Raw genomic sequence first — 26,063 nt, forward strand, 5'->3', positions numbered from 1 at the left:
GCTGATCCTCGTACCCCAAGGAGTCGATCCATCATGGCGAGCGATGCGCCGACCGCCCAGGTATCCGACCTCGACTGGCTGATGAGCGGCCTGGTGCAGCGCGTGCCGCACACCACCAGCGCGGTGCTCCTGTCCTGCGACGGGCTGGTCAAGTCCGTCCACGGCCTGGACCCGGACAGCGCCGACCACATGGCGGCGCTCGCCTCCGGCCTGTACTCGCTCGGCCGCAGCGCGGGAGTCCGGTTCGGCGACGGCGGGGACGTCCGGCAGGTCGTCGTCGAACTCGACTCGACGCTGCTGTTCGTCACCACCGCCGGCTCCGGCACCTGCCTCGCCGTGCTGGCGGGCCGGGAGGCCGACGCCGCGGTCCTCGGCTACGAGATGGCGATGCTGGTCAAGAGCGTCCGCCCGTACCTCGTCACCGCTCCCCGGCAGCACGCCGTCGAATCCACGGCGATGAGGCCTTGAGGGTGGCGGCAGCCGGCGACGGGCCCTGGCTCGACGACGCGGCCGGACGCCTCGTGCGCCCGTTCACGGTCAGCAACGGCCGGACCGAACCCAGCATCGCCCTCGACCTCATGTCGCAGGTGATGGCGACCGGGTCCACGCCTCTCGGCTACCTCGGCCCCGAACACGCGCAGGCACTCGACCTGTGCCGCGCCCCCGTCCCGGTCGCCGAGGTCGCCGCGCACCTCAAACTGCCCGCCGTGGTCACCAAGGTGCTGCTCTCCGACCTCGTCGACTGCGGGGCGCTGACCGCCAAGCCCCCCGTGTTCCACCACAACCCCACTGACCGGTCCCTCCTGGAGGCAGTGCTCGATGGACTACGACGACAGCTCTGATCCCTTCCCCACCGCGCTGAAGATCCTGGTGGCCGGTGGGTTCGGGGTCGGCAAGACCACCTTCGTGGGTGCGGTCAGCGAGATCGCGCCGCTGTCCACGGAGGAACTCCTCACCACGGTCAGCGCCGCGACCGACAGCCTCGACGGTATCGAGAACAAGGTCGAGACGACCGTGGCCATGGACTTCGGCCGCATCACCCTGGACCCGGAGCACGTGCTCTACCTGTTCGGCACGCCCGGCCAGGAGCGGTTCTGGTTCATGTGGGACGAACTGTCCGAAGGCGCGCTCGGCGCGGTCATCCTCGCCGACACCCGGCGCCTGGAGGACTGCTTCGCGGCCGTCGACTTCTTCGAGGAGCGCGGCCTGGGATTCATCGTCGCCATCAACGAGTTCGACGGCTCCTACCGCTACGACCCCGAGGAGGTGCGCGCCGCCATCGACCTCGACCCGGAGGTCCCGGTGGTCCGCTGCGACGCCCGGATCTCCAGCTCCGGGGTGCAGACCCTGCTGACCCTCGTCCGCCATCTCATCGCCCACGCTCCGGTCTCCGCGCCGAGCCACGGCGCCCACATGTGAACCCCATACACCCCTCACGGAGCCCGTATATGACCCACGTCCACTGCGACGGAGCCCGCGCATGAGGTACGACCCGTCGCGCCCGGCCGGCCGGCTGCTGCTCACGCCGGAGGACAAGGAGGCCCCCGAACGCACCCGGCGCCTTGGCCAACTACGTCTGGGCGCAGACCCGGACCCCGCCCTCGACGCCTACGCGGACCGGCTCGCCGAGGTCACCGGAGCGCCGTACGCCATGGTCAACTTCATTGACGTGAACCGCCAGTTCTTCGCGGGCCTCCACCTGCCGGACGTGGCACCGGCCGTGGTACGGCCGGACGGCAGCACCCCGGTACTGGGCCGTGAGCTGCCCCGCGACCATGGTTTCTGCCCCCATGTGGTGGTCCGGCGCAAGGCGCTGGTCCTGGAGGACGTCTGCGACTACCCGCGGTTCGCGGGCAACCCGGTCGTCGACGAGTTCGGCATCCGTTCCTATCTGGGCGCCCCGCTGATCGACAGCACGGGGACGGTGCTCGGCACGGTGTGCGTGGTCGACGTGGAGCCGCGGCCCTGGGGCCGGCCCGGTCTGGAGACCATCAAGTCGTCGGCGGCGGAGCTGGTGGCCCGCATCGAGCGCCGCGAGGCAGACGGTCTGCCGCTGTTGTGACGGCGGGAGCGGCACGGGCACAGCCCCTTCACTAGCCGACCGGTCTAGTACCTTCGTATCCTGGCGGTATGGGACGTACCAGTGACGCCAGGCGGAAGATCCTCGACGCCGCTCGCTCGCTGATCGAAGGGCGCGGCTACGCGGCGCTCGGCGTCGCCGAGATCTGCAAGGCCGCCGGGGTGCCGAAGGGCAGCTTCTACTACTTCTTCGAGTCCAAGGAGGCCCTCGCGCTCGCCGTCGTCGACGAGCACTGGGCGGCCCAGCAGCGCGACTGGACCCGGGCCCTGACCGGTGACGCGGAGCCGCTGCGGCGGCTGCGGCGGCTGTTCGAGGAGACCGAGGCCGGTCAGCTCGCCGCTCAGCGGGGCTGTGGGACTGTGGCGGGCTGTCTGTTCGGGAACCTCGCCCTGGAGCTGAGCAACCGGACCGAGGCGGTCCGCGGACGGCTGCAGGAGATCTTCGACGCCCAGGTCGACATGGTGGCGTCGGTCGTCGCCGAGGCCCGGGAGCGCGGCGAGGTGGGCGTGACCGACACCCGGGAGGCGGCGCGGGCGGTGGTGGCTCAGCTGGAGGGCCAGGTGATGTTCGCGAAGCTGTACAACAGCACCGGCCGGCTGAGCCCGCTCTGGGACAACTGCCGGGCCCTGCTGGGCGTGACAGCGGCGCAGGGCCCGGAGAGGGGGGCCTGAGCGCTCCGCTGGAAGTGCCGTGACAGGCCGTGTATCGACCGCGGCGCCGTGTGGCCGGTCGCGCGGTTCCTCTTCTGGCCTTCTTCCGGCCTTCGGCCGAGGGCGCCCCACCGCCCCTTCGGGCGCTGTCGAACCGCAAGGGACCGCCGGACCCGCTCAGGGACGGGCGGCCTCCGCCGGTCGCGGGTGCCGTACCGGCCCCGTGTGGTCCGCACCCATGTGGTGCGGGAAGCCGATCCGCAGCACGGTGGCGGCGACGGCGGCCGCGAGGACGACCAGGGCGGCCAGGAGCAGGGCCTGGTGGTAGCCGTGCCGCAGCAGCGGGGCGACGACCAGGGGGCCGAGGATCTGGCCGACGGAGTACCCGGCGGTCAGCAGGGCGACGGAGCGCGGGAAGCGCAGGTGCGCGCCGGTCGCCAGGGCGAGGGTGCTCACGCCCAGGAACGTGGCGCCGAACAGTACGGCCGAGCCGAGGGCGGCGGCCGTACTCCCGGTCAGCGCCGGCAGCGCGATACCGGCCGCCTGGATCGTGAGCGCGGTCAGCAGCAGGCCGGGACGGGACCAGCGGCGCCCGAGCCGGGCCCACAGCGCCGAGGACGGCACGGCGGCCAGCCCCACCAGCACCCAGGCGCCGCTGCCCACCCAGCCGGGGGAGCCCTGGCCGATCGCCGCGACCAGGAAGGTACCGGCGACGATGTAGCCGACGCCTTCCAGGAAGTAGCTGACGAAGAGCGCGCCGAACCAGCGGCGGGTGCGGATCCCGGGCCGGGCGCCGCCGGTCACCGCGGCGGCCGGCGCGTCCTCGGGCCGCAACCGCCACGAGGCCGCGGCCAGCACCGCGGTGAGCGCGGCGGCCGCCCACCAGGCCGCCCGCCAGCCGGAGACGGACCGCAGGGCCAGGACCAGCAGCCCGGACAGCGCGATGCCGGCGCCCACCCCGCCGAACGCCCAGCCGGGCAGGTGCGCCGGGTGGTCCCGCAGATGGTGCAGCAGAGCGGCGACGGCGATCACGAACACCAGGGCGCTCGCCGCTCCGGCCAGCAGTCGCAGCGCGCCCCACACCGCCGTGCTGCGGGTGAGGGGCATCGCGGCGAGCGTGGCGGTCAGCAGGAGCAGGGAGCCGCGCAGCACGGCCCGCGACCGGACCAGCGCCGGGGCCAGGGTGCCGGCCAGCGCGCCGACCAGGTAGCCGGCGTAGTTGGCGGTGGCCAGGTTGGCCCCGGCTCCGGCGGACAGGCCGGCCTGATCGTGCATCAGCGGCAGGATCGGGGTGTAGACGAAACGGCCGACGCCCATGCCCGCGGCGAGCGCCGCGGCGGCCCTGGCGACGTGCGCCCAGGGAGAGCCGGGGTCGTCGGCAGAGCCGGGGCCGGAGCTGGAGCGGGAGCCGGGGCCGTCGGTAGAGCCGCAGCGGGAGCGGGAGCCGTCGGCAGAGCCGGAGCGGGAGCTGGAGCCGTCCGCAGAGCCGGAGCCGGAGCCGGAGCCGGAGCCGGCGGCAGACGCGGAGGCAAGGCTCATCGGGTGCCCTCGGCCCGGCCCGGGTCGTTGGGGTGGGACTCCAGCGGGGTGACGGTGACCGTCATCCACGGGCGCAGCGGCAGCGTGCCGAGCACCTTCTCGTGGAGCTCGTCCTCGTCGGCGGCGCACCAGACGCCGATGCTGCGCAACTCGCCCACCGGGCGCCACAGCCGGGCCAGGTGACCGGTCGCGGCCAGTTCCCGCGCCCGGACGGCCTCCGCGGCCCGCCGCCGGTCGACCTCGTCCTGGCCCGTGCCCTCGGGTATGCCGGTGGTGATCTCGACCAGGAACTCGCGCACGATGTGCTCCCTCCGTCGTCGGTGCCTCCATCGTCCGCCGCCACCGGAGCCACCGCCACGACCGGTCGGCTCACTGCTGAGAGGCGCAGCCTCCCAGCGCGCGTACGATGACGCGCGTGGAACTGCGCCAGCTGCGGTACTTCGTCGCCGTCGCCGAGGAGCTGAACTTCGGCCGGGCCGCCGAGCGGCTGCTCATCGCCGGCCCGTCCCTCTCCCAGCAGATCAAGGCGCTCGAACGGGACCTGGGCATCCGGCTGTTCGACCGGGACCGCCGCTCGGTCTCCCTCACCCCCGCCGGTGCCGCGCTGCTCCCGCACACCCGGGACCTGCTGGAGCGGGCCGACGACCTCAGGCGCCGGGCGGGCCGCCTCTCGGGCTCCGAGTCGGTACGGCTCGGCTACGTCAACTGGCTGCCGCCGGAACTGGGTTCGCGGACGGCCGCGGTGGCCCGGATCCATGTGGACGCCTGGGTCGCGCCCTCCCACACCCAGGCCGCCCGGGTCGCCGACGGCAGCCTGGACCTGGCCGTCTGCTGGGTACGTAGCCAGGACCTCGAACGGCACGGGCTGCGCGCCCGGCTGATCGGCGCGGACCGGCTGTACGCCGTCGCCAAGGGCACCGACACGAGCGACCTGCCGGCCCGGGACGCCGACATCCTGATCGACGACGACGTCACCTCCTGGGCCTCCTGGAACGTGTACGCCGAGGAGCTCACGCAGGCCGTAGGCGCCCGCCCGGTCCGCATCTCCGACGGCGCCGTCACCGGCCCCGCCTACTTCGACCACGTCCGGCGCTGCACCCGGCCCGTCCTCAACTCGCCGAAGGGCCAGACCGCTCCACTCCCGCCCGACCTGGTCCGGCGCGAGATCGTCGCGCCGAAGGTGTACTGGACCTGGTCCCTGGTCTGGCGCGCGAGCGAGGACCGGGCCGGCGTCCTGGCCGTCGTCGACGCCCTGTGCGAAGGCGTCGGCGACCTCGGGATCCACGCCCCGGACGCCTGGCTGCCGGCGGACGACCCCTACGCCCTGCGCGGCTGAGCCGCGCTGGGAGGCCACGCCTCCCAGCCGGGAGGAATCCGATCCTGGCACGCCCGCCGTACCCGGCCTACGTTCCGAATCGGATTCCTCCCAGCCGGGAGGAATCCGATCCTGGCACGCCCGCCGTACCCGGCCTACGTTCCGAATAGTCGACCGGTCGCCTAGTGGCCGGTCAGCCACTACGGAGAAGGTCAGCATGAGCACGCAGCAGCAGAAGGTCGCGATCGTCACCGGTGCCTCGCAGGGCATCGGCGCCGCCCTGGTCGAGGGCTACCGCAAGCTCGGCTTCGCGGTCGTCGCCACCTCGCGCACCATCGCCCCCGCCGACGACGCCGACGTCCTGGCCGTCCAGGGGGACATCGCCGACCCGGCGACCGCCGAGCGGGTCGTGGCCGCCGCCGTCGAGCGGTTCGGCCGGATCGACACCGTGGTCAACAACGCCGGCGTCTTCGTCGCGAAGCCCTTCACCGAGTACACCGCCGCGGACTACGCGGCCGTCACCGGCATCAACGTCGCCGGTTTCTTCCACCTCACCCAGCAGGCGGTCCCGCACCTGCTCGCCCAGGGCGGCGGGCACGTCGTCAGCGTCACCACCAGCCTGGTCGACAGCGCGGACGTCCGGGTCCCCTCGGTCCTGGCCTCGCTGACCAAGGGCGGCCTGCAGTCCGCGACCAAGTCCCTGGCGATCGAGTACGCCACCCGCGGCATCCGCGTCAACGCGGTGTCGCCCGGCACCATCAAGACCCCCATGCACCCGGCGGAGACCCACGAGTTCCTCGCCGCCCTGCACCCGGTCGGCCGGATGGGTGAAGTGGGCGACATCGTCGACGCGGTGCTCTACCTGGAGACCGCGCCGTTCGTCACCGGCGAGATCCTGCACGTCGACGGCGGTATGAGCGCCGGACACTGATGGCCCGGCACGTCACCCACCGAGGAGAACCCCACCGAGGAGAAAAGGAGCGGACATGACCAGTACGACGGAGGACACGGCGATCCTGAGCGCAGTCCTGGACCGGTGGCAGGCGGCCGTCGACGCGCACCAACCCGAGCGCGTCGCGGCCCAGTTCACCGAGGACGCCGTCTTCCAGGGACTGCACCCCTACAGCGTCGGACGGCAGGGCGTCGCCGCCTACTACGACTCCCAGCCCCTCGGGATGAGGGCGGCGTACCGCGTCCTGGAGACCCGGCGGCCCGCCGGCGACGTCGTCCTCGGCTACCTGGCCGCCGAGTTCTCCTTCACGGACCGGCCTCCGCTGGACGTGAAGCTCTCGGTCCTCGTCACCCGGACGGGCGAGGACTGGCACATCGCCCACTACCAGGTCTCCCGCCTCGACTAGCCCTCTCCTGCCGGGTGTTCCGCGGGCGTGAAGCCGAGCTGTGGCGGCGCTTAAGAAATCCTCGATGGACCGATGCCCCCGGGTGCGGCAGATTGCAGTGAGATTCCACCCCCCTCCCCGGCCGCGGGCCGCTTCGGCGTCCCCGCGGCCGGGATCTCACGCACAGGAGCCGTAGCGTTGAAGGCGCTGGTCAAGGAGAAGGCGGAGCCCGGACTGTGGCTCACGGACGTGCCGGAGCCCACGGTCGGACCCGGTGACGTACTGATCAAGGTCCTGCGGACCGGCATCTGCGGCACCGACCTGCACATCAGGGCCTGGGACGGCTGGGCCCAGCAGGCGATCAGCACCCCGCTCGTGGTCGGCCACGAGTTCGTCGGCGAGGTCGCGGCTTTCGGCCGGGACGTCACCGACGTCAAGGTGGGCGACCGGGTCAGCGGCGAGGGCCACCTCGTGTGCGGCAAGTGCCGCAACTGCCAGGCCGGCCGGCGCCACCTGTGCCGGGCCACGATCGGCCTCGGCGTGGGCCGGGACGGGGCCTTCGCCGAGTACGTCGCACTGCCCGCGGGCAACGTCTGGGTGCACCGGGTCCCCGTCGACCTCGACGTGGCCGCGATCTTCGACCCGTTCGGCAACGCCGTGCACACCGCCCTCTCCTTCCCGCTGGTCGGCGAGGACGTCCTGATCACCGGTGCGGGGCCGATCGGCCTCATGGCCGCCGCCGTGGCCCGCCATGCGGGCGCGCGCCATGTCGTGATCACCGACGTCAGCGAGGAGCGCCTCGACCTCGCCCGCAAGATCGGCGTCAGCCTCGCCCTGAACGTGTCGCGGGCCGGGATCGCCGACGGGCAGCGGGAACTGGGGCTGCGCGAGGGCTTCGACGTCGGCCTGGAGATGTCCGGCCGGCCCCAGGCCATGCGCGACATGATCGCCAACATGACGCACGGCGGCCGGATCGCCGTACTCGGCCTGCCCGCCCAGGAGTTCCCCGTCGACTGGGCCCGGATCGTCACCTCGATGATCACCATCAAGGGCATCTACGGCCGTGAGATGTTCGAGACCTGGTACGCGATGTCGGTTCTCCTGGAAGGCGGACTCGACCTCGCCCCCGTGATCACCGGCCGCTACGGCTACCGCGACTTCGAGGCGGCCTTCGCCGACGCGGCGAGCGGCCGCGGCGGCAAGGTCATCCTCGACTGGACCGCGTAGTCCGTCGCACCAATCCGCGCGTAAACCCTTGGGAGCTTCTGGAATGTTCGACTCCGTGCGCGACGACCTGCGCGCCACCCTCGACGAGATCCGCGCCGCCGGCCTGCACAAGCCCGAGCGCGTGATCGGCACCCCGCAGTCCGCGACCGTGTCCGTCACCGCGGGCGGCCGCCCCGGCGAGGTCCTCAACTTCTGCGCCAACAACTACCTCGGCCTCGCCGACCACCCCGAGGTGATCGCCGCCGCCCACCAGGCCCTGGACCGCTGGGGCTACGGCATGGCCTCGGTCCGCTTCATCTGCGGCACCCAGGAGGTCCACAAGGAGCTGGAGGCCCGCCTGTCGGCGTTCCTCGGCCAGGAGGACACGATCCTCTACTCCTCCTGCTTCGACGCCAACGGCGGCGTGTTCGAGACCCTTCTCGGCGAGGAGGACGCGGTGATCTCCGACGCCCTCAACCACGCCTCCATCATCGACGGCATCCGCCTCTCCAAGGCCCGCCGCCTCCGCTACGCCAACCGCGACCTGGCCGACCTGGAACGGCAGCTCAAGGAGGCGCAGAGCGCCCGGCGCCGGCTGGTCGTCACCGACGGCGTCTTCTCCATGGACGGCTACGTGGCCCCGCTGCGCGAGATCTGCGACCTCGCCGACCGCTACGACGCGATGGTCAAGGTCGACGACTCGCACGCCGTCGGCTTCGTCGGCCCCACCGGGCGCGGCACCCCCGAGCTGCACGGCGTCATGGACCGCGTCGACATCATCACCGGCACCCTGGGCAAGGCCCTCGGCGGCGCCTCCGGCGGCTATGTCGCGGCCCGCGCCGAGATCGTCGCCCTGCTCCGCCAGCGCTCCCGCCCCTACCTCTTCTCCAACACCCTCGCCCCGGTGATCGCGGCGGCCTCCCTGAAGGTCCTCGACCTGCTGGAGGCGGCGGACGACCTGCGGGTCCGGCTCGCGGAGAACACCGCTCTGTTCCGCCGCCGGATGACCGAGGAGGGCTTCGACGTCCTCCCCGGCGACCACGCCATCGCCCCCGTGATGATCGGCGACGCGGCCGAGGCGGGCCGCATGGCCGAGCTGCTCCTCGAACGGGGCGTGTACGTGATCGGCTTCTCCTACCCGGTGGTCCCGCAGGGGCAGGCCCGGATCCGGGTCCAGCTGTCCGCGGCCCACTCGACGGACGACGTCGACCGTGCGGTGGACGCCTTCGTGGCGGCCCGCGCGGAGCTGGCGGCCTGACCGGATCCGGCGGGCTGAACGGGTCCGGCGGCCCGAGCAGATCCGGTGGCCCGACCGGCCCCGACATATTGCGATAATCAATCTCATGATCGAGGCGCGGCGGCTCCACATCCTCCGTGCGGTGGCCGACCACCGCACGGTGACGGCGGCTGCCGCCGCGCTCTACCTGACCCCCTCGGCCGTCTCCCAACAGCTGACGGCCCTCGAACAGGAGACCGGCCACCGCCTGGTCGAGCGCGGCGCCAAGGGCGTACGGCTGACCGCGGCCGGCGAGATCCTGCTCGCCCACACCAACGCGGTCCTGGCCCAGCTGGAGCAGGCCGAGGCCGAACTGGCCGCGTACGGCTCCGGCGAGGCCGGCACGGTCACCGTCGCCGCCTTCGCCACCGGCATCGCGCAGGTGGTCGCCCCGGCCGTGGCCCGCCTCGCCGGCACCGCCCCCGGCATCCGCATCCGCGTCCAGGACGCGGAGGGCGACGCCAGCCTCCCGATGGTCCTGGACCGGCAGGTCGATGTCGCGGTCGCCGTCGAGTACCGCGGGGCCCCGCCCGCCGACGACCCCCGGCTCACCCACGTGCCGCTGTACGCCGAGCCGTTCGACGCCGTCGTCCCGCTCCACCACCGGCTGGCCGGGACCGCCGAGGTCCCCCTCGCCGAACTGGCCAAGGACACCTGGATCGGCCCGTACCCCGGCAACCCCTGCCACGACGTGGCCGTCCTGGCCTGCGAGAGCGCCGGTTTCCAGCCCCGCTTCGAGCACTCCTCCGACGACTTCCGGGCCGTGGTGGCCCTGGCCGCGGCCGACGCGGGCGTGGCCCTCGTCCCGCGCTCCGCGCTGCGCGGCATGGACCTGACCGGCGTGGTCGTACGCCCCGTCGACGGCGTCGCGCCGACCCGCCGCGTCTTCGCGGCCGTCCGGCGCGGAGCCGAGGACCATCCGCTGATCCGGCCGGTGCTCGACGCCCTGGGCGAGGCGGCACGGCTGTGAGCCTTCCGTGACACCGCTGCTTCACATCAGGGATATCGTCCCGGATGTGAAACAGACTGAGACGGTCGCCCTCGTCCCCGACCCCGTCGACGCCCGCCTCGGTGGCCGCCTGGCCCAACTGCGGGCCGAACACGGCTGGTCCCTGGGGGAGTTGGCGGAACGCAGCGGAATCAGCAAGTCCACCCTGTCCCGGGCCGAACGGGCCGAGACCAGCCCCACGGCAGCCCTCCTCAACCGCCTCTGCAACGTCTACGGCCGGACCATGTCCCAGCTGCTCAGCGAGATCGAAGCGGCACCCGCGCCGGTGCTGCGCGCCGCCGAGCAGCAGGTGTGGGAGGACCGCGCTTCCGGTTTCGTACGCCGGTCTGTGTCGCCGCCGCACGCCGGGCTGCGCGGCGAACTCGTCGAGGGCCGGCTCGCGGCGGGCGCGGACATCGGCTACGACCGCCCGCCGGTGCCCGGCCTGGAGCAGCACATCTGGGTGCTGGACGGGAGCCTGGCCGTGACGGCCGAGGGCACCGAGCATCTCCTGGCCGCCGGGGACTGCCTGCGGCTGCGGGTGTGGGGGCCGACCCGGTTCCGGTGCGCGGGACCGGCGCGGGTGCGGTACGTGCTGGCGGTGGTGCGGCCGTGAGGACACTGCGCCTGGACGCGGACCAACTGCCACAGCGGGTGGGGGCGCTGGCCGAGCTGCTGGCCGACACCGTGAACGGCGGGGCGTCCGTCGGCTTCCTCGCCACCCTCGGGCGGGAGCCGGCCGTCGCCTGGTGGCGGGAGCGGGCCGCCGCCGTGGCCGCCCGGCAGCTCGCCGTCTGGGTCGCACTGGACGACGCCGGCCGGACCGTCGGCACGGTCGGCCTCGCCTTCCCCCACCCCGGCAAACCCAACAGCCCGCACCGTGCCGAGCTGGTGAAGCTGATGGTCCACCGCGACGCCCGGGGCCAGGGCGTCGGACGCGGCCTGCTGGCCGTCGCCGAGCAGGCCGCGGCCGCCGCCGGGATCACCCTGCTCCATCTGGACACCGAGACGGACAGCCCCGCGGAGCACCTCTACCGCTCGGCCGGCTGGACCCGCGCCGGCGTCATCCCCGACTACGCCCTCGACCCCGCCGGCGTACTGCGCCCGACGACCCTCTACTACAAGCGCGTGGGCACTGCGGGCGGGTGACTGTCAGTGGCAGCGGTTACGGTTCGGGGCATGCCGGACGCCGAAGACGTACGCCGAGTCGCCCTGTCCCTGCCGGACACCGGCGAGAAGATCGCCTGGAGCATGCCCACGTTCCGGGTCGCCGGGAAGATGTTCGCCACGCTGCCCGAGGACGAGACCTCCATCGCCGTGCGCTGCCCCAAGGAGGAGCGCGACGAGCTGGTGCTCGCCGAGCCCGGCAAGTTCTGGATCGCCGATCACGAGGCCCAGTTCGCCTGGGTCCGGGTCCGGCTCGCCGCGCTGGAGGACGAGGGTGAGCTGCGCGACATCCTCGCCGACTCCTGGCGGCAGGCGGCCCCGCCCCGGCTCCTGGACTCCTACCCGGAGTTGGGGCTGCCCGACGCGGAAGGCTGATCCCTCGGTCCCTCGGTGCCTCGGCGCAGGCGGCGCCGGACCCGGAGCCGAGCCGATCCCGGCCCCGGACGAAACGCGTGCGCGACCACGGACCCGAGTGCGGTATTGTTTCCCTGCACGTTTCGGCCAGGGAAACCCCAGGTCAGACGGGCACCGGGACGTGGCGCAGCTTGGTAGCGCACTTGACTGGGGGTCAAGGGGTCGCAGGTTCAAATCCTGTCGTCCCGACGGTGCGAAGGGTCTTCGCAGGCGAGAGCCTGTGAGGGCCCTTTTTCGCGTCCGCCGCCCGTCGGCACCTGTGCGCGGGCGGAGTTCGCGGTGCTCGCTTATGCCGTGCGGACATCCGGCCGGAGTACTCTGACGACCGCTGGTTTGAACTCTCAAACGGTTGCTCATCGGAGAACGTCATGCGCGTCGCGATCACCGGATCCACCGGACTCATCGGTTCCGCCCTCACCCGTTCCCTCCTCGCCGACGGGCACCGTGTCCTGCGCCTGACCCGCGCCCGGACCGCGGGCCGGGCGGCGGACGGCAGCCGGTCCGCGACCTGGGAGCCCGGCGCCCGGCTGGACCCGGCCGTCCTGGACGGTGTCGACGCCGTGGTCCACCTCGCCGGAGCCGGGGTCGGCGACCGGCGCTGGACCGCGGCGTACAAGCAGGAGATCAGGCTCAGCCGCCTCCGGGGGACGCGGACCGTCGCCGAGGCCTGTGCCGAGGCGGCCGTGCGGCCCCGGGTGCTGATCTCGGCCTCGGCCACCGGCTACTACGGCGACACCGGCGACCGCGTCGTCACCGAGTCCGACCCGGCCGGCAGCGACTTCCTGGCCTCCGTCTGCGTCGGCTGGGAGGCCGCCGCCGCACCGGCCGAGCGGGCCGGCGTCCGGGTCGTGCACCCGCGTACCGGTCTCGTGGTCTCCGCCGACGGCGGCGCCTGGGGCAAACTGTTCCCGCTCTTCCGGTACGGCCTCGGCGGCCGGCTCGGCTCCGGCGACCAGTTCTGGCCGTTCATCTCGCTGCCCGACCACATCGCCGCCCTGCGCCACGCGATCGACCACGAGGACGTCGCAGGTCCCCTCAACTTCACGGCCCCCGAACCGCTCACGAACCGCGCGATCACCCGTGCGACGGGCCGGATCCTGCACCGGCCCACCCTCGCCGCCGTCCCCGCCTTCGCGCTGCGGATCGTCCTCGGCGAGTTCGCTGAGGGCATCACGGGCAGCTGTCGGGCCGTTCCGGACGGTCTGCTGAAGTCGGGTTTCACCTTCCGGCGGCCCGGCATCGACGAGGCGCTGCGCGCCGCGCTGGACCAGGGTTAGCCGGAGCGGCGTGCGGCGGCCCCGACCGGCCCCCGTGGTCGCCCGTACCTGCCGCGGCAACCCTTCGAACGTCTCCCGGCCCGGCCCCCTGATATTCCAGCACTGACAGGTCGAATCCAAGATGTCTTACTGAATCTGTCAATAATGGATTTACGATGGAATCATGAGCCTTCGCCACGCACTCATCGGACTCCTCGTCGACCGGCCCGCCAGCGGCTACGACCTGCTGAAGCTGTTCGACACCTCGCTGGCCCACGTCTGGCCGGCCACCCAGAGCCAGGTCTACGGGGAGCTGAACCGCCTCGCGGAGGCCGGGCTGGTCGACGTGTCCGCCGAGGGGCCGCGCCGGCGCAAGGAGTACCGGGTCACCGAGGAGGGGCTCAAGGAGCTGCGGGAATGGCTGGCCGCCCCGACCCCGGAGCAGCCGCGCCGCAGCGAACTGCTGCTCAAGGTGTTCTTCTTCGGTCTGGCGTCGGACGACCAGGCCCGCGCGGTCCTCGCCGAGCGGGAGCAGCTGGCCGGGGTCTACCACGAGCAGCTCGCGGAGCTCAGAGCCGAACTGGAGCAGGACGAGGGGCCGTTGACCACCAACGGCCGGATCGCCCTGGAATACGGCCTGCGCTGGGCCGAGATGGAGCGGGACTGGGCCCGCTGGGCCGCCGAACAGCTCGGCTGAACGCCGTCGGCGGCACGCCGGCCGGGTACCCCGGAAGGCTCCCTAGCTCACGAACCCCACATGGGCCAGGGCCTGCTTCAGCAACACCCCGTGACCGCCCGGCATCTCGCTCTGCACGGCCTCCAGCGTGGCCTCCTGCGGACTGAACCACACCAGGTCCAGGGCGTCCTGCCGGGGCCGGCAGTCACCGGTGACCGGCACGATGTAGGCCAGTGACACCGCGTGCTGACGCGGGTCGTGGTACGGGGTGACGCCCAGCGTCGGGAAGTACTCGGCCACCGTGAACGGCTGCAGGGAGGCCGGCACCCGGGGCAGCGCCACCGGGCCGAGGTCCTTCTCCAGATGGCGCAGCAGGGCGTCACGGACCCGCTCGTGGTGCAGGACACGGCCGGAGACGAGGGTCCGGCTGACCGTTCCGTCCGGGCCGATGCGGAGCAGCAGGCCGATGCTGGTGACTTCGCCGCTGTCGTCGACGCGCACGGGCACGGCCTCCACGTACAGGATCGGCATGCGGGCGCGTGCCATCTCCAGTTCGTCGGAGGACAGCCAACCGGGCGTGGTTTCGGTCATGTCAGACATTGCTTGATCATACTTTCCGGACAGGGCACGCGGTCAGTCGCGGCCGGGGTCGGATGCGGGAAGTCCGTAGAGGCGACGGGCGTTGTCGCGTCCCGTCCAGGCGGCGATCCGCACCGCGTCGGTCGGGCTCATTTCGTCGGCGTCCACCCGGGCCTGCAGCATTCCGGCCAGCCCCTGCCGGAAGGACAGCGCACCGAGGTGGTGGAACTCGGCGACACCATAGGCGTCCGAGCTGTACAGCAGTTTGCGGAACGGGGTGATCTCCATCGCCTCCGCCAGCACCGCCCCGGCCCGCGCCGGGCCCACGTGGTGCAGGGCGAGCCCGACGTCGAGGTGCACGTGCTCGAACACCGCGGCCAGGTAGGCGGCCTGGCGCTGGTAGGGCCAGCAGTGCAGCAGGAGCACCGGGACGGTCCCGGCGGTCAGCCGCAGCCAGTCGGTGAGCAGGGCCGGATCCGCGTGGTGCAGCCGCAGGTCCGAGTCGCCGAAACCGGCGTGGAGCTGGAGCGGCAGCCCGAGTCCGACGGCGGTCCACAGCAGATGGCGCATCAGCGCCGGGTCGGTGAGCCTGCCGCCCGTGGCGAACCACAGCGCGGCCGCCCGGGTGACCTCGGCGTACGTCGGCCGCGCCGGGTCCAGGGCGAAGCCGGTGCGGTAGGCGGCCACCGACTTGACCGCGACCACGCCCGGCCGCCGTACCGCCTCCTCGGCCGCCGCCCGGAAGGCGCCCGCGTACTCGGCCGCGTCGATGCCCCGGGCGGCCACCGCCTCGGCGATGCTCTCCAGCCGTACGACCTCGTAGGCGCGTGCCCCGGCCGCCGCCGCGAGTTCGGCGGGGGAGGTGACCGGGTGCGGGGCGTACCCGGTGTCCACGCAGAACGTCTCCGTGTGCGCGGCCGTCAGGAGCCGTCGGTTGACCTCCTGCCAGCCCAGTTCGGCCCGGCGCGCGAGGTAGTCGGCGGCGGGCGCGTGCCGGTCCAGCCCGAGCAGGGGTGCGCAGTGCCGTCGTACGGCGATGCCGGCCGGGCTGTCGAACGGCGAGACGCCCGGCCAGGCCTCGCCCTCGGTCAGCAGTGACTCGAACTCGGGCCCGGTGAGGTCGGCGGTGACCGCCCCGTGGCAGTGGTGGTCGACGAGCGGGAGCGCGTCGAGGGCCTCCCGGACCGGTCCCGGCATCAGTACTTCCAGCGGTAGGCCGCCGCCACCCCGGCGTCGTCGAGCCCGGCGACGGACCCCGACTCGCCCTCGCGTACGGCGATCACGGCGTCCGCGAGGACCGGGCCCAGCGCGGTGCGCAGCACCTTGTCCTCACGGAACTCCTCGACGGCCTGCGCGAGCGAGGTGGGCAGCCGGCGCACGCCCCGGGCCACGGCTTCGTCCGGCACCAGCCGGCCGGGATCGTCGGTGACCTCCTCGGGCAGCGGCGCGGCCGAGGCGAGCCCGTCGAGTCCGGCGGCGATCACGCAGCCGAGGGCCAGGTACGGGTTGGCGGCCAGGTCGACCGGCTTGACCTCCAGGTTGGCCTCATGGCTCTGGTGGCCCGCCGTGCCGGTGACGATCCGGATGCCGGTCTCGCGGGTCTCCCGGCCCCAGGCCGTGTACACCCCCGCCCACTGGGAGGGCCTGAGCCGCAGATAGCTGGCCGGGCTCGGGGCGGTCACCGCCGTCAGCGCGGGCAGGTGTGCCAGCAGCCCGGCGATGAACGACTCGGCCGCGGCCGTCATGCCGTACCGGGCGTCGCCCCCGGCGTGCAGGTTGATCCCGCGGCGCCACAGGGAGAGATGCAGGTGGCCGCCGTTGCCGACGCCCCGCTCGGTGACGGCCGGGGCGAAGGAGGCGCGCAGTCCGTACTTCTGCGACACGGCACGGATGGTCTGCCGGACCAGCACGCTCTGGTCGGCCGCCGCCACCGGGTCCAGGGCGTCGGTGGACAGCTCGAACTGGCCGGGCGCGTACTCGGGATGGAGCTGGGCGACCGGCACCTCCTGCTTCTCGAAGGCCGCGAGCAGGTCGGCGGCGTAGTCGCTCAGTTCGGTCTGCCGGGCCGCGCTGTACGCGGGACCCGACGTGGCCGGTGCGAACTCGTCGGCGGGCGCGGCGGCCCGGCCGAGTGTCCACTCGATCTCGACCCCCGCTTTGAAGGTGATGCCGTGCCGGTCCTCGGCGTCGGCGACGACCCGGCGCAGGAAGGTGCGGCTGCACCCCGGATGCCGTTCACCTTCCTGGGTGACCCGGTCGACGGGCGCCCAGGCCCAGCCGGGCTGCCCGGCAAGCACCACCAGCCGGTCCAGGTCCGGGACCAGGCGCAGATCGCCGTCGGGCGAACCGAGCACGTCGGTGCGCACGATCGCGTCGTTCGCCAGGAAGGTGTCGAACACCGGGGACATGCCGACGCCCCAGGCCACCGCCGACTGCAGCCCCTGCCAGGGGACGGTCTTCACCCTGCAGATCCCGGCGGTGTCCACGAAGGCCAGCACGATCCCGCGCACGCCCTGCGCGGACAGCTCGTGGGCGAGGGCATGGGCCCGGGCCAGATCGCCGGGGTTCCCGCCGGGTACGGGGTCGACCAGGGGTGGCATACGACGTCCTCCTCGACGGGCTCGGATGCACGCGTCCCGGCCAGGGTTTCACGCCGACCGCGCCGAACTGCGCTACCGGCGCCGGGGAGTCGGCCCCGGCGGCGCGTCCGGCTCCCGCAGACCCGGGGTTCACGGCTCAGCCGGCGAGGAGTTCCTCCGACAGCTCCCACCGGCGGCGCGCGTGGGCCACCGGGCTGGTGCGCCGCCGGACGGCGCGGGGTCCGGCGGTCACGGCCTGACGAGGCGGTCCTGCTCCACCGGAGGGGTGCCGTCGTGCCAGGGCAGCGGCTTGCCGAAGCGGACCAGCTCGCCGTAGAGGGCGGGGTCGACGTCCTCGGCGAAGACCAGGTCGAGCACCGCACGGGCGGCCTCGGCGGGGGACTGGGCCCCGCTGTAGTCGCTGAACCAGGGGCGGGACGTGGCGGTGTCGACCATGCCGGGGCAGACCGAGGCGACCAGGGTGCCGGTGGCCAGGTCGTGCTCGCGGCGCTCGGCGGCGACCGCGCGGACGGCGGCGACCTGGGCCACCTTCGAGGGCACGTTCAGCCAGACCGGCCAGCCCGCCTCGGCGGCGGTGCGGTTGTGGACCGCGCTGCGCCAGGACTCGACGGCGTACTCGACCTGGTCGAGGCTCGCCCCGTCGAACAGGTGGTGCAGCCGCGGGTCGAGGTGACCGAGGGTGCCGAGCGAACTGGCCACCACGAGCAGCCGCCCGCGCGGGCGCAGGAGCGCGCCGAAGGAGCGCAGGACCGCATGGGTGGCGGTGTTCGAGACGTCGATGAACTCGTCGGCCCGCTCGGCCTGCGAGTCCTCGGGCAGGACCCGGGCCACCGCGTTGGACAGGACGATGTCCACACCGCCGTACCGGGCCCCGAGGTCGTCGGCGAGCCGGGCGATCGCGTCGATGTCGGTGACGTCCAGGACACGGCCCTCGACGCGGGCGCGGGTTCCGGGCAGCCGGGCGACCTCGGCGGCGGCGTCCGTCACCCGTTCCGGGTCGCGCCCGGTGAGCAGGAGGAGGTCGTCCGGGCCCAGCCGGGCGGCGAGGCCTTCGGCGAGGGCGCGGCCGAGTCCCTGGTTGGCGCCGGTGACGAGAGCGATGCGGGAAGCGTTCATGCATCCCACGCTAGGAACCGCGCGTCCATGAGTCCAACGAGAGTTACGCACGGCTAGTATGCGTGAACGTCATGGACTTCAACGATGTGTCACTGACCGCGCTGCGGGTCTTCCGCGCGGTCGCCGAACAGGGCACCTTCACCGCCGCCGCGGCCTCGCTGGGCTACACCCAGTCCGCGGTGTCCCGGCAGGTCGCCGCGATCGAGCGCGCGGCGGGCGCGGAACTCCTCGAGCGGCGGCGCGACGGGGTACGGCTCACCGCGGCCGGCCGCATCGTCATGCGGCGCGCGACGACCGTGCTCGACGAGATCGAGGCGACCGCGAGGGAGCTGTCCGGGCTGCCCGGAGAGGGCGGGACGGTCCGGCTCGGCTGGTTCCCCACCGCGGGTGCCGTGCTGGTCCCGCTCGCCCTGACCGCGCTCCGCCGGACGGACCCCGGCCTCCAGGTCGTCGGCCGCGAGGGCACCACGCCCGCGCTGGTGCGTGCCCTGCGCGCCGGCAGCATCGACCTGGCCCTGCTGGCGTCGGCGCCGCCGTTCCGGGCGCCGGACGCCGAATCGCCCCCGCTGGTGCTCCAGACCCTCACCGAGCGTGCCCTGTGCCTCGCGCTGCCGGCCGGTCATCCCCTGGCCCGCGGCGACTTCGTCGACGTGGCCGACCTGCGCGGGCAGCGCTGGATCGCGGGCTCCGCCTCGGGCGAGGACCGGCTGATGGGTGTGTGGCCCGGCCTGGACGAGCGGCCGGAGATCGTCCACGTCGCCCGTGACTGGCTGGCCAAGCTTCATCTCGTCGCCGCCGGCTGCGGGCTGACCACCGTACCGGCCGCCCTGGCCTCCGCGGCGCCGGCCGGCGTCCGGATCCTGCCGGTCCGCGGCGGGCCGCAGGAGCAGCGCCGCCAGCTGCTGGCCCGGCTGCCGCATCCGCCGACCGAGGCGGTCAGCCGGGTGGCGGCCGCCCTGCGCGCGGCGGCCCTCGACGCGGACGCGCCGGACCGATCGGACTGATCGGACTGATCGGATCGGGCGGACTGATCGGACCGGCCGGACCGAGTAGGCCGAGCGGATCGAGGAGACCGGCCGGATCGAGGAGACCGGCCGGATCGAGAAGGCCGGCCGGATCGAGAAGACCGGCCGGATCGAGAAGACCGAGCGGCTCGTCGGGATCGGCCCAGGTGAGTCCTCGGCAGGATCAGTTGTTCTCGGCGGCGAACATCCAGCGCTGCTTCTCCAGGTCGGCGGTGATCGAGATCAGCAGGTCCTGGGTGACCGGGTCGGGCTCGTCGGTCGCGGCGATCCGCTCGCGCAGCCGCCCGATCGCCTCCTCCAGGGTCCGCACCATCAGGTCGACGACCTCGTCGTCGCGCAGCCAACCGTCCTTGGCGCCGGGCAGCGAGAAGGCGGCGGCGACGGTCTCCGGGCGGCCGTCCGGCGGCAGGCCCAGGGCGGCGGCGCGCTCCGCGACGGTGTCCGAGTAGGCGCGCGCGGTGGCGACCACCTCGTCGAGCTGGAGATGGATCGAGCGGAACCGCGGCCCCACGATGTTCCAGTGCGCCTGCTTCCCCATCAGCGACAGTCCGAGCAGATCCACCAGGGTCTCCTGGAGTGCGCCGCCGGTGACCCGGAGCGCCTGGTCGGGCAGCGTGTTCTTCACCACGGACATGGTGCGCGTCTCCCATCTGAGCTGTGCCGTCGTCGAAGCGCGGGTGCCCTGGCGCAACGGCCGCAAACGCAGCCGACCAGCGAGACGGTACTTACACCATCCGGTTGTCCGGACATAACATCGGTCCCCGCATGAACACGATGACGCTCTGGCACATATCCGGCTGGGAGTTCGCCGCCCTGGCATTCGCCGCCCTGCTCGTCGGCTTCTCCAAGACCGCCGTCAGCGGGGCCAACACCGTCAGCCTCGCCGTCTTCGCCGCCGTCCTGCCGGCCCGCGCCTCGACCGGCGTCCTGCTCCCGCTGCTCATCGCGGGCGACGTGCTGGCCGTGGCGACCTACCGGAGGCACGCCCACTGGCCCACGCTGTGGCGGCTGTTCCCGGCGGTCGCGGCCGGCGTGGTCATCGGCACGCTGTTCCTGGTCTGGGCCGACGACGGCGTCGTACGGACCTCGATCGGCGCGATCCTGCTGCTGATGGCCGGGGTCACCCTGTGGCGGCGCCGCACGGCAGACCGCCCCGACGACCCGGACCAGGTCACCACCCGCGCGGGCCGGGCGAAGGCCGGTTCGTACGGTGTGCTCGGCGGCTTCACCACGATGGTCGCCAACGCGGGCGGCCCGGTGATGTCGATGTACCTGCTGTCGGCCGGCTTCCGCAAGCTCGGCTTCCTCGGTACCTCGGCGTTCTTCTTCCTGATCGTGAACCTCTCCAAGGTGCCCTTCAGCGCCGGCCTCGGCCTGATCGACGGCAACTCGCTGCTCCTGGACGCCGCGCTCGTGGTGTTCGTCGTGCCGGGCGCGCTCATCGGCAGGTGGGCGGTGCACCGGATCAACCAGCGGCTGTTCGAGCAGCTGGTCATCGCCGCGACGGTCCTGGGCGGCCTGCAGCTCCTGCTGCGCTGACCGGTCCGCCGCCCCGTCCTGCGACCGACCGGTCCGGTGACCCGGGAATGCGACGGCGGGAGGCGTTGTTGGACCGGTCGTGAATGACATGCCCGGATCAAGAACCTCGGGTGTGGGCGAAGGGAGAACCTCATGGCACGCAGCACCGCACGTCCCGTCGTCAGGCTGAAGTCGACGGCCGGGACCGGAGTCACCTACGTGACCCGCAAGAACCGCCGGAACAACCCCGACCGGCTGGTCCTGCGCAAGTACGACCCGGTGGCCGGCGCGCACGTCGACTTCCGCGAAGAGCGCTGAAACCGACCGTAGGCGCACCGAGAGCAGCCGAGAGAGGAAACCCCATGAAGGCCCGCATTCATCCCGCGTCCCGTCTCGTGGTCTTCCGGGACCGCGCCGCGGACACGGCGTTCCTGACCCGCTCCACCGCCGACTCGTCCCGGACGATCGAGTGGGAGGACGGCAACACCTACCCGCTCGTCGACGTGGAGATCTCGTCCGCGTCGCACCCCTTCTACACCGGCAGGGCGCGAGTCCTGGACAGCGCCGGCCGCGTGGAGCGTTTCGAGCGCCGCTACGGCCGCACCGCCGCCGCCCGCGGCTGATCCGGCCCGGCGACCGACCCGAGGAGAACAGAACCATGAAGGTACGCAAGTCCCTGCGCTCACTGAAGGCCAAGCCCGGCGCCCAGGTGGTCCGCCGACGCGGCGTGGTCTACGTGATCAACAAGAAGGACCCCCGGTTCAAGGCCCGTCAGGGCTGACCGGGGTCCGGTTCCACGACGGCCGCCCGGCGCACCCCGCCGGGCGGCCGTCGCGCGTGACGGCGCCGGCCGGTCGACCGGCCCCACGGCCTCGCCCCCGCGGAGCCCCCCGTACGCTCGCCCCATGTCCCCGCACGTCCTGATCCTTGGCGGTACCGCCGAGGCCCGCCGTCTCGCCACCGAGTTGTCGGGGCGCCCCGGAGTCCGGGTCACCACCTCGCTCGCGGGCCGGGTCGCACGGCCCGGCACGCTCGCCGGCGAGGTGCGGATCGGCGGGTTCGGCGGAGCGGCCGGCCTCGGCGACTGGCTGCGCGAACACCATGTGGACGCGCTGGTGGACGCCACCCACCCGTTCGCCGCGACGATCACCGCGAACGCGGCCCGCGCCGCCCAGGCCACCGGGATCCCCTCCGTCGTCCTGCGCCGCCCCGGCTGGCAGCCACGTCCCGGCGACGACTGGCACCCGGTCCCGTCGCTGCCCGCGGCGGCGGCCGTCCTGCCCCGCTTCGGCCCCCGCGTCCTCCTCACCACCGGTCGCCTCGGACTGTCCGCCTTCGCCCACCTGACCGACCGGCACTTCGTCGTACGGTCCGTGGAACCCCCCGAGCCGCCCCTGCCCCGGCACACCGAAGTGCTGCTGGCGCGCGGCCCGTTCACCGTCGCCGACGAGACCGCGCTGCTGACCGGGAGCCTGATCGACGTCCTGGTCACGAAGGACAGCGGGGGAGCGGCCACGGTCGCCAAACTCACCGCCGCACGAGACCTCGGGCTGCCCGTGGTCGTTGTACGGCGGCCCCCGTTGCCGGACGGCGTGACGGCGGTGCCGGACGTCTCCGGAGTACTGGAACGGCTCGGGCTCGGCCCCGCGTGACCACCCCCGGACGCCCGAGTGGCGGTGCCGGACGTCTCCGGAGTACTGGAACGGCTCGGGCTCGGCCCCGCGTGACCACCCCCGGACGCCCGAGTGTCCGGTCGTCGCGGCGTCCGGACGTCAGGCCGTCCTGGCGGCGGGCGTCCAGCACGGGCGGCTGGGACGCGTCGGACCGGACGGACTCCTCGGTCACTGCCACGAGGTCACCTCCACGCCGGCGGCGCGCTACCGACGCAGACCGGAAGGGGTCACCGGGATCCGCTCAGCGATCCGCTCAGCCCTCCTTCGGAACCTCCGGGTGGCGGCGCAGCAGATACGTGTCCATGATCCAGCCCTTGCGCTCACGTGCCTCGGCCCGCACCCGCTCGATGCGCGGACCTGCCTCGGCGATCGGACCGGAGACCAGGATCTCGTCCGGGGTGCCGAGGTACGCGCCCCAGTAGATGTCGATGTCCTCGTCCGCGTACCGGCGGAAGGCCTGGTGCGCGTCGAGCATCACCACCACGTCGTCCACCCCGTCCGGCAGCCCCTCGGCGAGCCGCCGCCCGGTGGTGATCTGCACCGGCCGGGCCACCCGGTTCAGCCCCGTGCGGTGCCGGGCCGCCAGCGCCGAGACACTGCTGATCCCGGGCACCACGTCGTACCCGAACCGCACCGAACCCCGGGCCAGCACCTCCTCCAGGATCGCCAACGTGCTGTCGTACAACGACGGATCGCCCCACACCAGGAAGGCGCCGGTCTGCTCCTCGCCCAGCTCGTCGCGGATCAGCCGCTCGTAGATGTCCGCGCGGGCGCTGCGCCAGTCGCCGACCGCCGGCGAGTACGCCCCGCCGCCCGCGGCCCGGTCCCGCTCCGGATCCCGCGCCTCGACCACCCGGTAACCGCCGTCCGGTATGTGTGTGTCGAGCATGTCCAGGCGCAGCTGTGTCAGGTCGCTCTTGACCTCCCCCTTGTCGAGGAGGAAGAACACGTCCGTGCTCTTCAGCGCCCGGACCGCCTGGAGGGTGAGCTGGTCGGGGTCGCCCGCGCCGATACCGATGACATGAATCTCTCGCACGCCTCCGAGTCTGCCGCATGCCACTGACAGCGGGTCACCCCGGTGCTACCGGGAGCCGCGCAGCCGGGGCGCCTCGCCCTGCGCGTCCACGCGCCCGGCACCGCCCTCCACCCGCCCGGCCAGCTCCCGAGCCCACCGCGCGAGCCCGTCGACATCGATCCCGTACGGCTGCGACCCCCCGCCCCCGCCCGCCCACTCCTCCACCGCACCCGCGCCGCGCCGCAGCAGCCGCGCCCCGCCGGTCACGTTTCCGCGGGCCGCGTGCGTGAGCCCCACCGCCAGCTGGGCCAGTCCCCGCCACAGTGTGCGCTCCGCCTCGGGCCCCGACTTCCAGGCGTCCTCGAACACCTCGTGCGCGTGGAACGGCTTCCCGGCGTCGAGCAGCGCCTGCGCCTCGGCGACCGTCGCCTGCGGAGTCCGTACGACCCCCTCGGGCTGCCGCTCGACACCCGGCGCGCCGTACGGCAGCGGCCGCCCCAGCCCGTCCCGCGGCCGCGCACTGCGCGCCCGCCCCTCGGCGTCCCGGTCCCGTCCGTCTGCTCCCGCGTCTCCCATACGACCGATTGTCTCCCTGCCGTCCCCCGCCCTCTTTCTGCCCGCGCGGGTACGTGGGGTAAGGTGCTGTTCACGCGATCACGCGGGTCACCGCGAGTGAACGCATCGGGACGTGGCGCAGCTTGGTAGCGCACTTGACTGGGGGTCAAGGGGTCGCAGGTTCAAATCCTGTCGTCCCGACGGTGCGAAGGGTCTTCGCAGGCGCGAGCCTGTGAGGGCCCTTTTCGCGTGGGTCGTTTCCGATCTTCGAGGTTGAGCATGCCGGTCATCGGCATTTTTACTCGGAGGCCGGCGAAGACGTCGCTGCTGGACATGGGGACCGGCCCGTCCGGGGCGGGACTGCCGGAGTGTTCGTCGGCGCGGACGACAGCGAGGAAGGCATGGGCGAGCATGGCGGGGGTGACCCAGCGAGTCCAGGTGGGGTAGCGGCGCACCCGTTCGATCATCGTGCGGGCCAGTTCCGGCTTGGTCGCGAAGACGGGGTCCTCGCCGAGCCCTGCTGCCTGGCATCGTTGCGGGTCGCACGCCCAGGAGCGCGGGGTGTACAGCTTCCGGTCCACCGCCGTGTGTCCCCGATCGCCCGCGTCGACGAGGTGGACCGCGCCCTGGGAGTTGTCGATCCTGCCGGCGGTACCGGTGTACCGGCGCTGGACGGCGAGGGTCGGGGTGCCCTTCTTCACGTCGCCGCTCTCGTCGACGACCAGTACTGCGGCCTCGTCGTGGAGGTGCTCAATGGCGTGTTCGCGCACGTCATCACAGACTGCTTCGGCGTCCTGGACGGCCCGGGACAGCAGGTGCCGCATGCCGTACGGGGCCGTCTCACCGGCCCATTGCGCGATCGTCCGGCAGTTCTTGCGCGGCGGGTCCGACAGCAGACCCAGCACCAGCAGCCACCGGGCCCGCAGCCGTGCCTCGACCCGCGCGAAGCGCCCCGCGGCCACCTCGAACGCCTCCCGTCAACGCGCGGGATCTATGCTCTGGCCCCCGGCCACCGTCTCTTCGGAGTAATAGTCAAGACTTGTGGATCAAGTCAGATTGGCTGCGCGGGGTGTTGGAGGCGGCGGGTGGCTGCGTTTCGAACGCGGCGAGTCCGTCCCTGTTCGGCAAGTAGCGTGAGGGCTTCGGGCGAAGTGGCGACCTGCCCGGCCGTGACCGTGCGCTGGCACCAGTCGGATGCGGTGGTCAGTTCCTCGGGGGCCCAGGAATCGCCCAGCGTGATGGCTCTGAGCAGGCTCCACTCCTGCAGGCGGCGGGTAAGGAAGTCGTGCTCGGCGATGACGCCGGTCAAGGTGTGGGCCCAGGCCGTGAACCGGGAATCGGCCAGCAGCTCGGCGGCCCGGCGGTCGACGTGGCGGACCACCACGCTCTGGGCCATCGGTGCGTCCTCGTCTTGCAGAACGGCGGTCACCAGCTCGGCTTCGTCTGCCTCGGCCACGGTTTCCAGGGCCGAGAGGTAACGGGCGAAGCGCCGGTGCTCGGCTGGTTCCTCGTCGATGTGGGAGTCGGTCATGCTGCTCGCCCTTCCGATCGCTCGGCGAGCTGTCCGGGTTCGAAGCGGGCGCCGGCTCGGACCAGGGCGACGAGGTGGGGTGCGTTCACGGCTCTCCAGTGGGCCTGGGCGGACTCGACGAGTTCAAAGACCATGGCCAAGGCAGCGACCGCGCTGCCGGCGCCTCGGGTGACCTTGGTCCGCAGCCGGACCGTGGCGGAGGCCGACTCGATCGGAGTCGTTGTGCGCAAGTGGATCCAGTGCTCGGCAGGGAAGTCGTAGAACGCCAGCAGCTCGTCGACGTCGTCGGTGATCTTCTTGACGGCCTTGGGGAATTTCGCGCCGTAGGTCTTGGAGAACGCGGCGACGGTCTTGACCGCGAGGTCACGGTCTTCGGCGTTGTAGATCTCCTGCAGGGCCTTCTTCGCGTCGGGCTGGGCGGACTTCGGCAGGGCGTTCGCAACATTGGCGATCTTGTGAAGCCGTAAAGAATCAAGGTGCTGCTTTACAGGTGCGGGCTCGTTGTCTGGGTATGGCGGTTCCGGAGGACATCTGTTCCCAACTTCAG

At 72.8% G+C, this 26,063-nt stretch carries 33 protein-coding genes, 2 tRNA genes and 1 pseudogene; 24 read left to right on the plus strand and 12 right to left on the minus strand.

The window, feature by feature from the left end; genetic code table 11:
- Positions 1-33: 33 nt before the first annotated feature.
- From ACIQVL_RS43935 to ACIQVL_RS43955, 5 genes are all read left to right on the plus strand, one after another.
- The gene (locus ACIQVL_RS43935; RefSeq protein ID WP_089107225.1) at positions 34-468 is read left to right on the plus strand and encodes a roadblock/LC7 domain-containing protein; all 435 of its coding nucleotides are present in this window, start codon (positions 34-36) and stop codon (positions 466-468) included.
- Between the two features lie 2 nt (positions 469-470).
- The gene (locus ACIQVL_RS43940) at positions 471-842 is read left to right on the plus strand and encodes a DUF742 domain-containing protein (protein WP_366357425.1); all 372 of its coding nucleotides are present in this window, start codon (positions 471-473) and stop codon (positions 840-842) included.
- A complete protein-coding gene (locus tag ACIQVL_RS43945) occupies positions 820-1,419 on the plus strand; it encodes an ATP/GTP-binding protein (protein ID WP_351495158.1) in 600 nt (199 codons plus the stop codon). The genes ACIQVL_RS43940 and ACIQVL_RS43945 overlap by 23 nt, the downstream gene beginning before the upstream one ends.
- A gap of 61 nt (positions 1,420-1,480) precedes the next feature.
- On the plus strand, positions 1,481-2,062 hold the full coding sequence (locus tag ACIQVL_RS43950; protein ID WP_403435681.1) for a GAF domain-containing protein: 582 nt from the start codon (positions 1,481-1,483) through the stop codon (positions 2,060-2,062).
- 68 nt (positions 2,063-2,130) lie between these two features.
- Positions 2,131-2,751: a TetR/AcrR family transcriptional regulator gene (locus ACIQVL_RS43955; protein WP_403435682.1), complete on the plus strand. Its 621-nt coding sequence runs from the start codon at positions 2,131-2,133 to the stop codon at positions 2,749-2,751.
- A 156-nt stretch (positions 2,752-2,907) separates the two neighbouring features.
- Here ACIQVL_RS43955 and ACIQVL_RS43960 read toward each other — a convergent pair whose 3' ends face one another.
- The gene (locus tag ACIQVL_RS43960) at positions 2,908-4,047 is read right to left on the minus strand and encodes a YbfB/YjiJ family MFS transporter (protein WP_403478291.1); all 1,140 of its coding nucleotides are present in this window, start codon (positions 4,045-4,047) and stop codon (positions 2,908-2,910) included.
- 218 nt (positions 4,048-4,265) lie between these two features.
- A complete protein-coding gene (locus tag ACIQVL_RS43965) occupies positions 4,266-4,568 on the minus strand; it encodes a muconolactone Delta-isomerase family protein (RefSeq protein WP_403435685.1) in 303 nt (100 codons plus the stop codon).
- A gap of 107 nt (positions 4,569-4,675) precedes the next feature.
- Between ACIQVL_RS43965 and ACIQVL_RS43970 the strand changes: the two genes are divergently transcribed.
- The 12 genes from ACIQVL_RS43970 to ACIQVL_RS44025 all read left to right on the plus strand — a co-directional run bounded on the left by ACIQVL_RS43970 (position 4,676) and on the right by ACIQVL_RS44025 (position 13,925).
- Positions 4,676-5,605 (plus strand): LysR family transcriptional regulator, encoded by a 930-nt coding sequence (locus ACIQVL_RS43970; protein WP_403478278.1) that lies wholly within the window; start codon positions 4,676-4,678, stop codon positions 5,603-5,605.
- Positions 5,606-5,801: 196 nt separating this feature from the next.
- A complete protein-coding gene (locus ACIQVL_RS43975) occupies positions 5,802-6,515 on the plus strand; it encodes an SDR family NAD(P)-dependent oxidoreductase (protein ID WP_403478279.1) in 714 nt (237 codons plus the stop codon).
- A gap of 55 nt (positions 6,516-6,570) precedes the next feature.
- On the plus strand, positions 6,571-6,942 hold the full coding sequence (locus ACIQVL_RS43980; RefSeq protein WP_403435690.1) for a YybH family protein: 372 nt from the start codon (positions 6,571-6,573) through the stop codon (positions 6,940-6,942).
- Between the two features lie 177 nt (positions 6,943-7,119).
- Positions 7,120-8,148 (plus strand): L-threonine 3-dehydrogenase, encoded by a 1,029-nt coding sequence (gene tdh, locus ACIQVL_RS43985; protein WP_403478280.1) that lies wholly within the window; start codon positions 7,120-7,122, stop codon positions 8,146-8,148.
- 43 nt (positions 8,149-8,191) lie between these two features.
- Complete coding sequence (locus ACIQVL_RS43990) at positions 8,192-9,385, plus strand: glycine C-acetyltransferase (protein WP_403478281.1); 1,194 nt, start codon at positions 8,192-8,194, stop codon at positions 9,383-9,385.
- A gap of 85 nt (positions 9,386-9,470) precedes the next feature.
- On the plus strand, positions 9,471-10,373 hold the full coding sequence (locus ACIQVL_RS43995; protein ID WP_403435695.1) for a LysR family transcriptional regulator: 903 nt from the start codon (positions 9,471-9,473) through the stop codon (positions 10,371-10,373).
- A 46-nt stretch (positions 10,374-10,419) separates the two neighbouring features.
- On the plus strand, positions 10,420-11,007 hold the full coding sequence (locus tag ACIQVL_RS44000; protein WP_403478282.1) for a helix-turn-helix domain-containing protein: 588 nt from the start codon (positions 10,420-10,422) through the stop codon (positions 11,005-11,007).
- Positions 11,004-11,540 carry a GNAT family N-acetyltransferase gene (locus ACIQVL_RS44005; protein ID WP_403478283.1) on the plus strand — a complete coding sequence of 179 codons (537 nt, stop codon included), beginning with the start codon at positions 11,004-11,006 and terminating at the stop codon, positions 11,538-11,540. Before ACIQVL_RS44000 ends, ACIQVL_RS44005 begins: the two co-directional genes overlap by 4 nt.
- 30 nt (positions 11,541-11,570) lie before the next feature.
- Entirely contained in the window at positions 11,571-11,933 is a 363-nt protein-coding gene (locus tag ACIQVL_RS44010; protein WP_403435699.1) for an MmcQ/YjbR family DNA-binding protein, read from the plus strand.
- Between the two features lie 154 nt (positions 11,934-12,087).
- A tRNA-Pro gene (locus ACIQVL_RS44015) sits at positions 12,088-12,161 on the plus strand.
- Between the two features lie 179 nt (positions 12,162-12,340).
- Positions 12,341-13,249 (plus strand): TIGR01777 family oxidoreductase, encoded by a 909-nt coding sequence (locus ACIQVL_RS44020; RefSeq protein WP_403478284.1) that lies wholly within the window; start codon positions 12,341-12,343, stop codon positions 13,247-13,249.
- 163 nt (positions 13,250-13,412) lie between these two features.
- Entirely contained in the window at positions 13,413-13,925 is a 513-nt protein-coding gene (locus ACIQVL_RS44025; protein WP_403435703.1) for a PadR family transcriptional regulator, read from the plus strand.
- Between the two features lie 42 nt (positions 13,926-13,967).
- Here ACIQVL_RS44025 and ACIQVL_RS44030 read toward each other — a convergent pair whose 3' ends face one another.
- The 4 genes from ACIQVL_RS44030 to ACIQVL_RS44045 form a co-directional block, all read right to left on the minus strand.
- The gene (locus tag ACIQVL_RS44030; RefSeq protein WP_382726724.1) at positions 13,968-14,495 is read right to left on the minus strand and encodes an NUDIX hydrolase family protein; all 528 of its coding nucleotides are present in this window, start codon (positions 14,493-14,495) and stop codon (positions 13,968-13,970) included.
- A gap of 42 nt (positions 14,496-14,537) precedes the next feature.
- On the minus strand, positions 14,538-15,680 hold the full coding sequence (locus ACIQVL_RS44035) for an amidohydrolase family protein (RefSeq protein WP_403435705.1): 1,143 nt from the start codon (positions 15,678-15,680) through the stop codon (positions 14,538-14,540).
- Positions 15,680-17,083 (minus strand): glutamine synthetase family protein, encoded by a 1,404-nt coding sequence (locus ACIQVL_RS44040; RefSeq protein ID WP_403435707.1) that lies wholly within the window; start codon positions 17,081-17,083, stop codon positions 15,680-15,682. The genes ACIQVL_RS44035 and ACIQVL_RS44040 overlap by 1 nt, the downstream gene beginning before the upstream one ends.
- A gap of 228 nt (positions 17,084-17,311) precedes the next feature.
- Positions 17,312-18,199 carry an SDR family NAD(P)-dependent oxidoreductase gene (locus tag ACIQVL_RS44045; RefSeq protein WP_403478285.1) on the minus strand — a complete coding sequence of 296 codons (888 nt, stop codon included), beginning with the start codon at positions 18,197-18,199 and terminating at the stop codon, positions 17,312-17,314.
- A 71-nt stretch (positions 18,200-18,270) separates the two neighbouring features.
- Between ACIQVL_RS44045 and ACIQVL_RS44050 the strand changes: the two genes are divergently transcribed.
- A complete protein-coding gene (locus ACIQVL_RS44050; RefSeq protein ID WP_403435710.1) occupies positions 18,271-19,203 on the plus strand; it encodes a LysR family transcriptional regulator in 933 nt (310 codons plus the stop codon).
- Positions 19,204-19,387: 184 nt separating this feature from the next.
- Here ACIQVL_RS44050 and ACIQVL_RS44055 read toward each other — a convergent pair whose 3' ends face one another.
- Positions 19,388-19,858 (minus strand): Dps family protein, encoded by a 471-nt coding sequence (locus ACIQVL_RS44055; RefSeq protein ID WP_403478286.1) that lies wholly within the window; start codon positions 19,856-19,858, stop codon positions 19,388-19,390.
- 131 nt (positions 19,859-19,989) lie between these two features.
- Between ACIQVL_RS44055 and ACIQVL_RS44060 the strand changes: the two genes are divergently transcribed.
- The 5 genes from ACIQVL_RS44060 to ACIQVL_RS44080 all read left to right on the plus strand — a co-directional run bounded on the left by ACIQVL_RS44060 (position 19,990) and on the right by ACIQVL_RS44080 (position 22,394).
- Positions 19,990-20,763: a sulfite exporter TauE/SafE family protein gene (locus tag ACIQVL_RS44060; protein WP_403435713.1), complete on the plus strand. Its 774-nt coding sequence runs from the start codon at positions 19,990-19,992 to the stop codon at positions 20,761-20,763.
- A gap of 132 nt (positions 20,764-20,895) precedes the next feature.
- Positions 20,896-21,060: a 50S ribosomal protein L33 gene (gene rpmG, locus ACIQVL_RS44065; RefSeq protein ID WP_093497749.1), complete on the plus strand. Its 165-nt coding sequence runs from the start codon at positions 20,896-20,898 to the stop codon at positions 21,058-21,060.
- 44 nt (positions 21,061-21,104) lie between these two features.
- Positions 21,105-21,365, plus strand: a complete 261-nt coding sequence (locus tag ACIQVL_RS44070) for a type B 50S ribosomal protein L31 (protein ID WP_293998721.1) — start codon at positions 21,105-21,107, stop codon at positions 21,363-21,365.
- Between the two features lie 35 nt (positions 21,366-21,400).
- Positions 21,401-21,523: a type B 50S ribosomal protein L36 gene (gene ykgO / locus ACIQVL_RS44075; RefSeq protein WP_046728129.1), complete on the plus strand. Its 123-nt coding sequence runs from the start codon at positions 21,401-21,403 to the stop codon at positions 21,521-21,523.
- Positions 21,524-21,647: 124 nt separating this feature from the next.
- Positions 21,648-22,394 carry a cobalt-precorrin-6A reductase gene (locus ACIQVL_RS44080; protein ID WP_403435717.1) on the plus strand — a complete coding sequence of 249 codons (747 nt, stop codon included), beginning with the start codon at positions 21,648-21,650 and terminating at the stop codon, positions 22,392-22,394.
- Positions 22,395-22,668: 274 nt separating this feature from the next.
- Here ACIQVL_RS44080 and cobF read toward each other — a convergent pair whose 3' ends face one another.
- Together cobF and ACIQVL_RS44090 are read right to left on the minus strand one after the other, a co-directional pair.
- On the minus strand, positions 22,669-23,451 hold the full coding sequence (gene cobF / locus ACIQVL_RS44085) for a precorrin-6A synthase (deacetylating) (RefSeq protein ID WP_403435719.1): 783 nt from the start codon (positions 23,449-23,451) through the stop codon (positions 22,669-22,671).
- 45 nt (positions 23,452-23,496) lie between these two features.
- The gene (locus ACIQVL_RS44090) at positions 23,497-24,006 is read right to left on the minus strand and encodes a DUF309 domain-containing protein (protein ID WP_403435720.1); all 510 of its coding nucleotides are present in this window, start codon (positions 24,004-24,006) and stop codon (positions 23,497-23,499) included.
- Positions 24,007-24,112: 106 nt separating this feature from the next.
- Between ACIQVL_RS44090 and ACIQVL_RS44095 the strand changes: the two genes are divergently transcribed.
- Positions 24,113-24,186: transfer RNA gene (locus ACIQVL_RS44095), tRNA-Pro, on the plus strand.
- A gap of 116 nt (positions 24,187-24,302) precedes the next feature.
- Here ACIQVL_RS44095 and ACIQVL_RS44100 read toward each other — a convergent pair.
- From ACIQVL_RS44100 to ACIQVL_RS44110, 3 genes and pseudogenes are all read right to left on the minus strand, one after another.
- Positions 24,303-24,947: pseudogene (locus ACIQVL_RS44100) on the minus strand (transposase); the annotation flags it as partial.
- Between the two features lie 89 nt (positions 24,948-25,036).
- A complete protein-coding gene (locus ACIQVL_RS44105; protein WP_403478287.1) occupies positions 25,037-25,516 on the minus strand; it encodes a hypothetical protein in 480 nt (159 codons plus the stop codon).
- Positions 25,513-26,063, minus strand: a 551-nt coding sequence (locus ACIQVL_RS44110; protein ID WP_403478288.1) for a transposase, incomplete at its 5' end; no start/stop codon positions are given. The genes ACIQVL_RS44110 and ACIQVL_RS44105, both read right to left, overlap by 4 nt.

This window comes from Streptomyces sp. NPDC090499, assembly GCF_044769305.1.
In the GTDB taxonomy this organism is placed as follows: domain Bacteria; phylum Actinomycetota; class Actinomycetes; order Streptomycetales; family Streptomycetaceae; genus Streptomyces.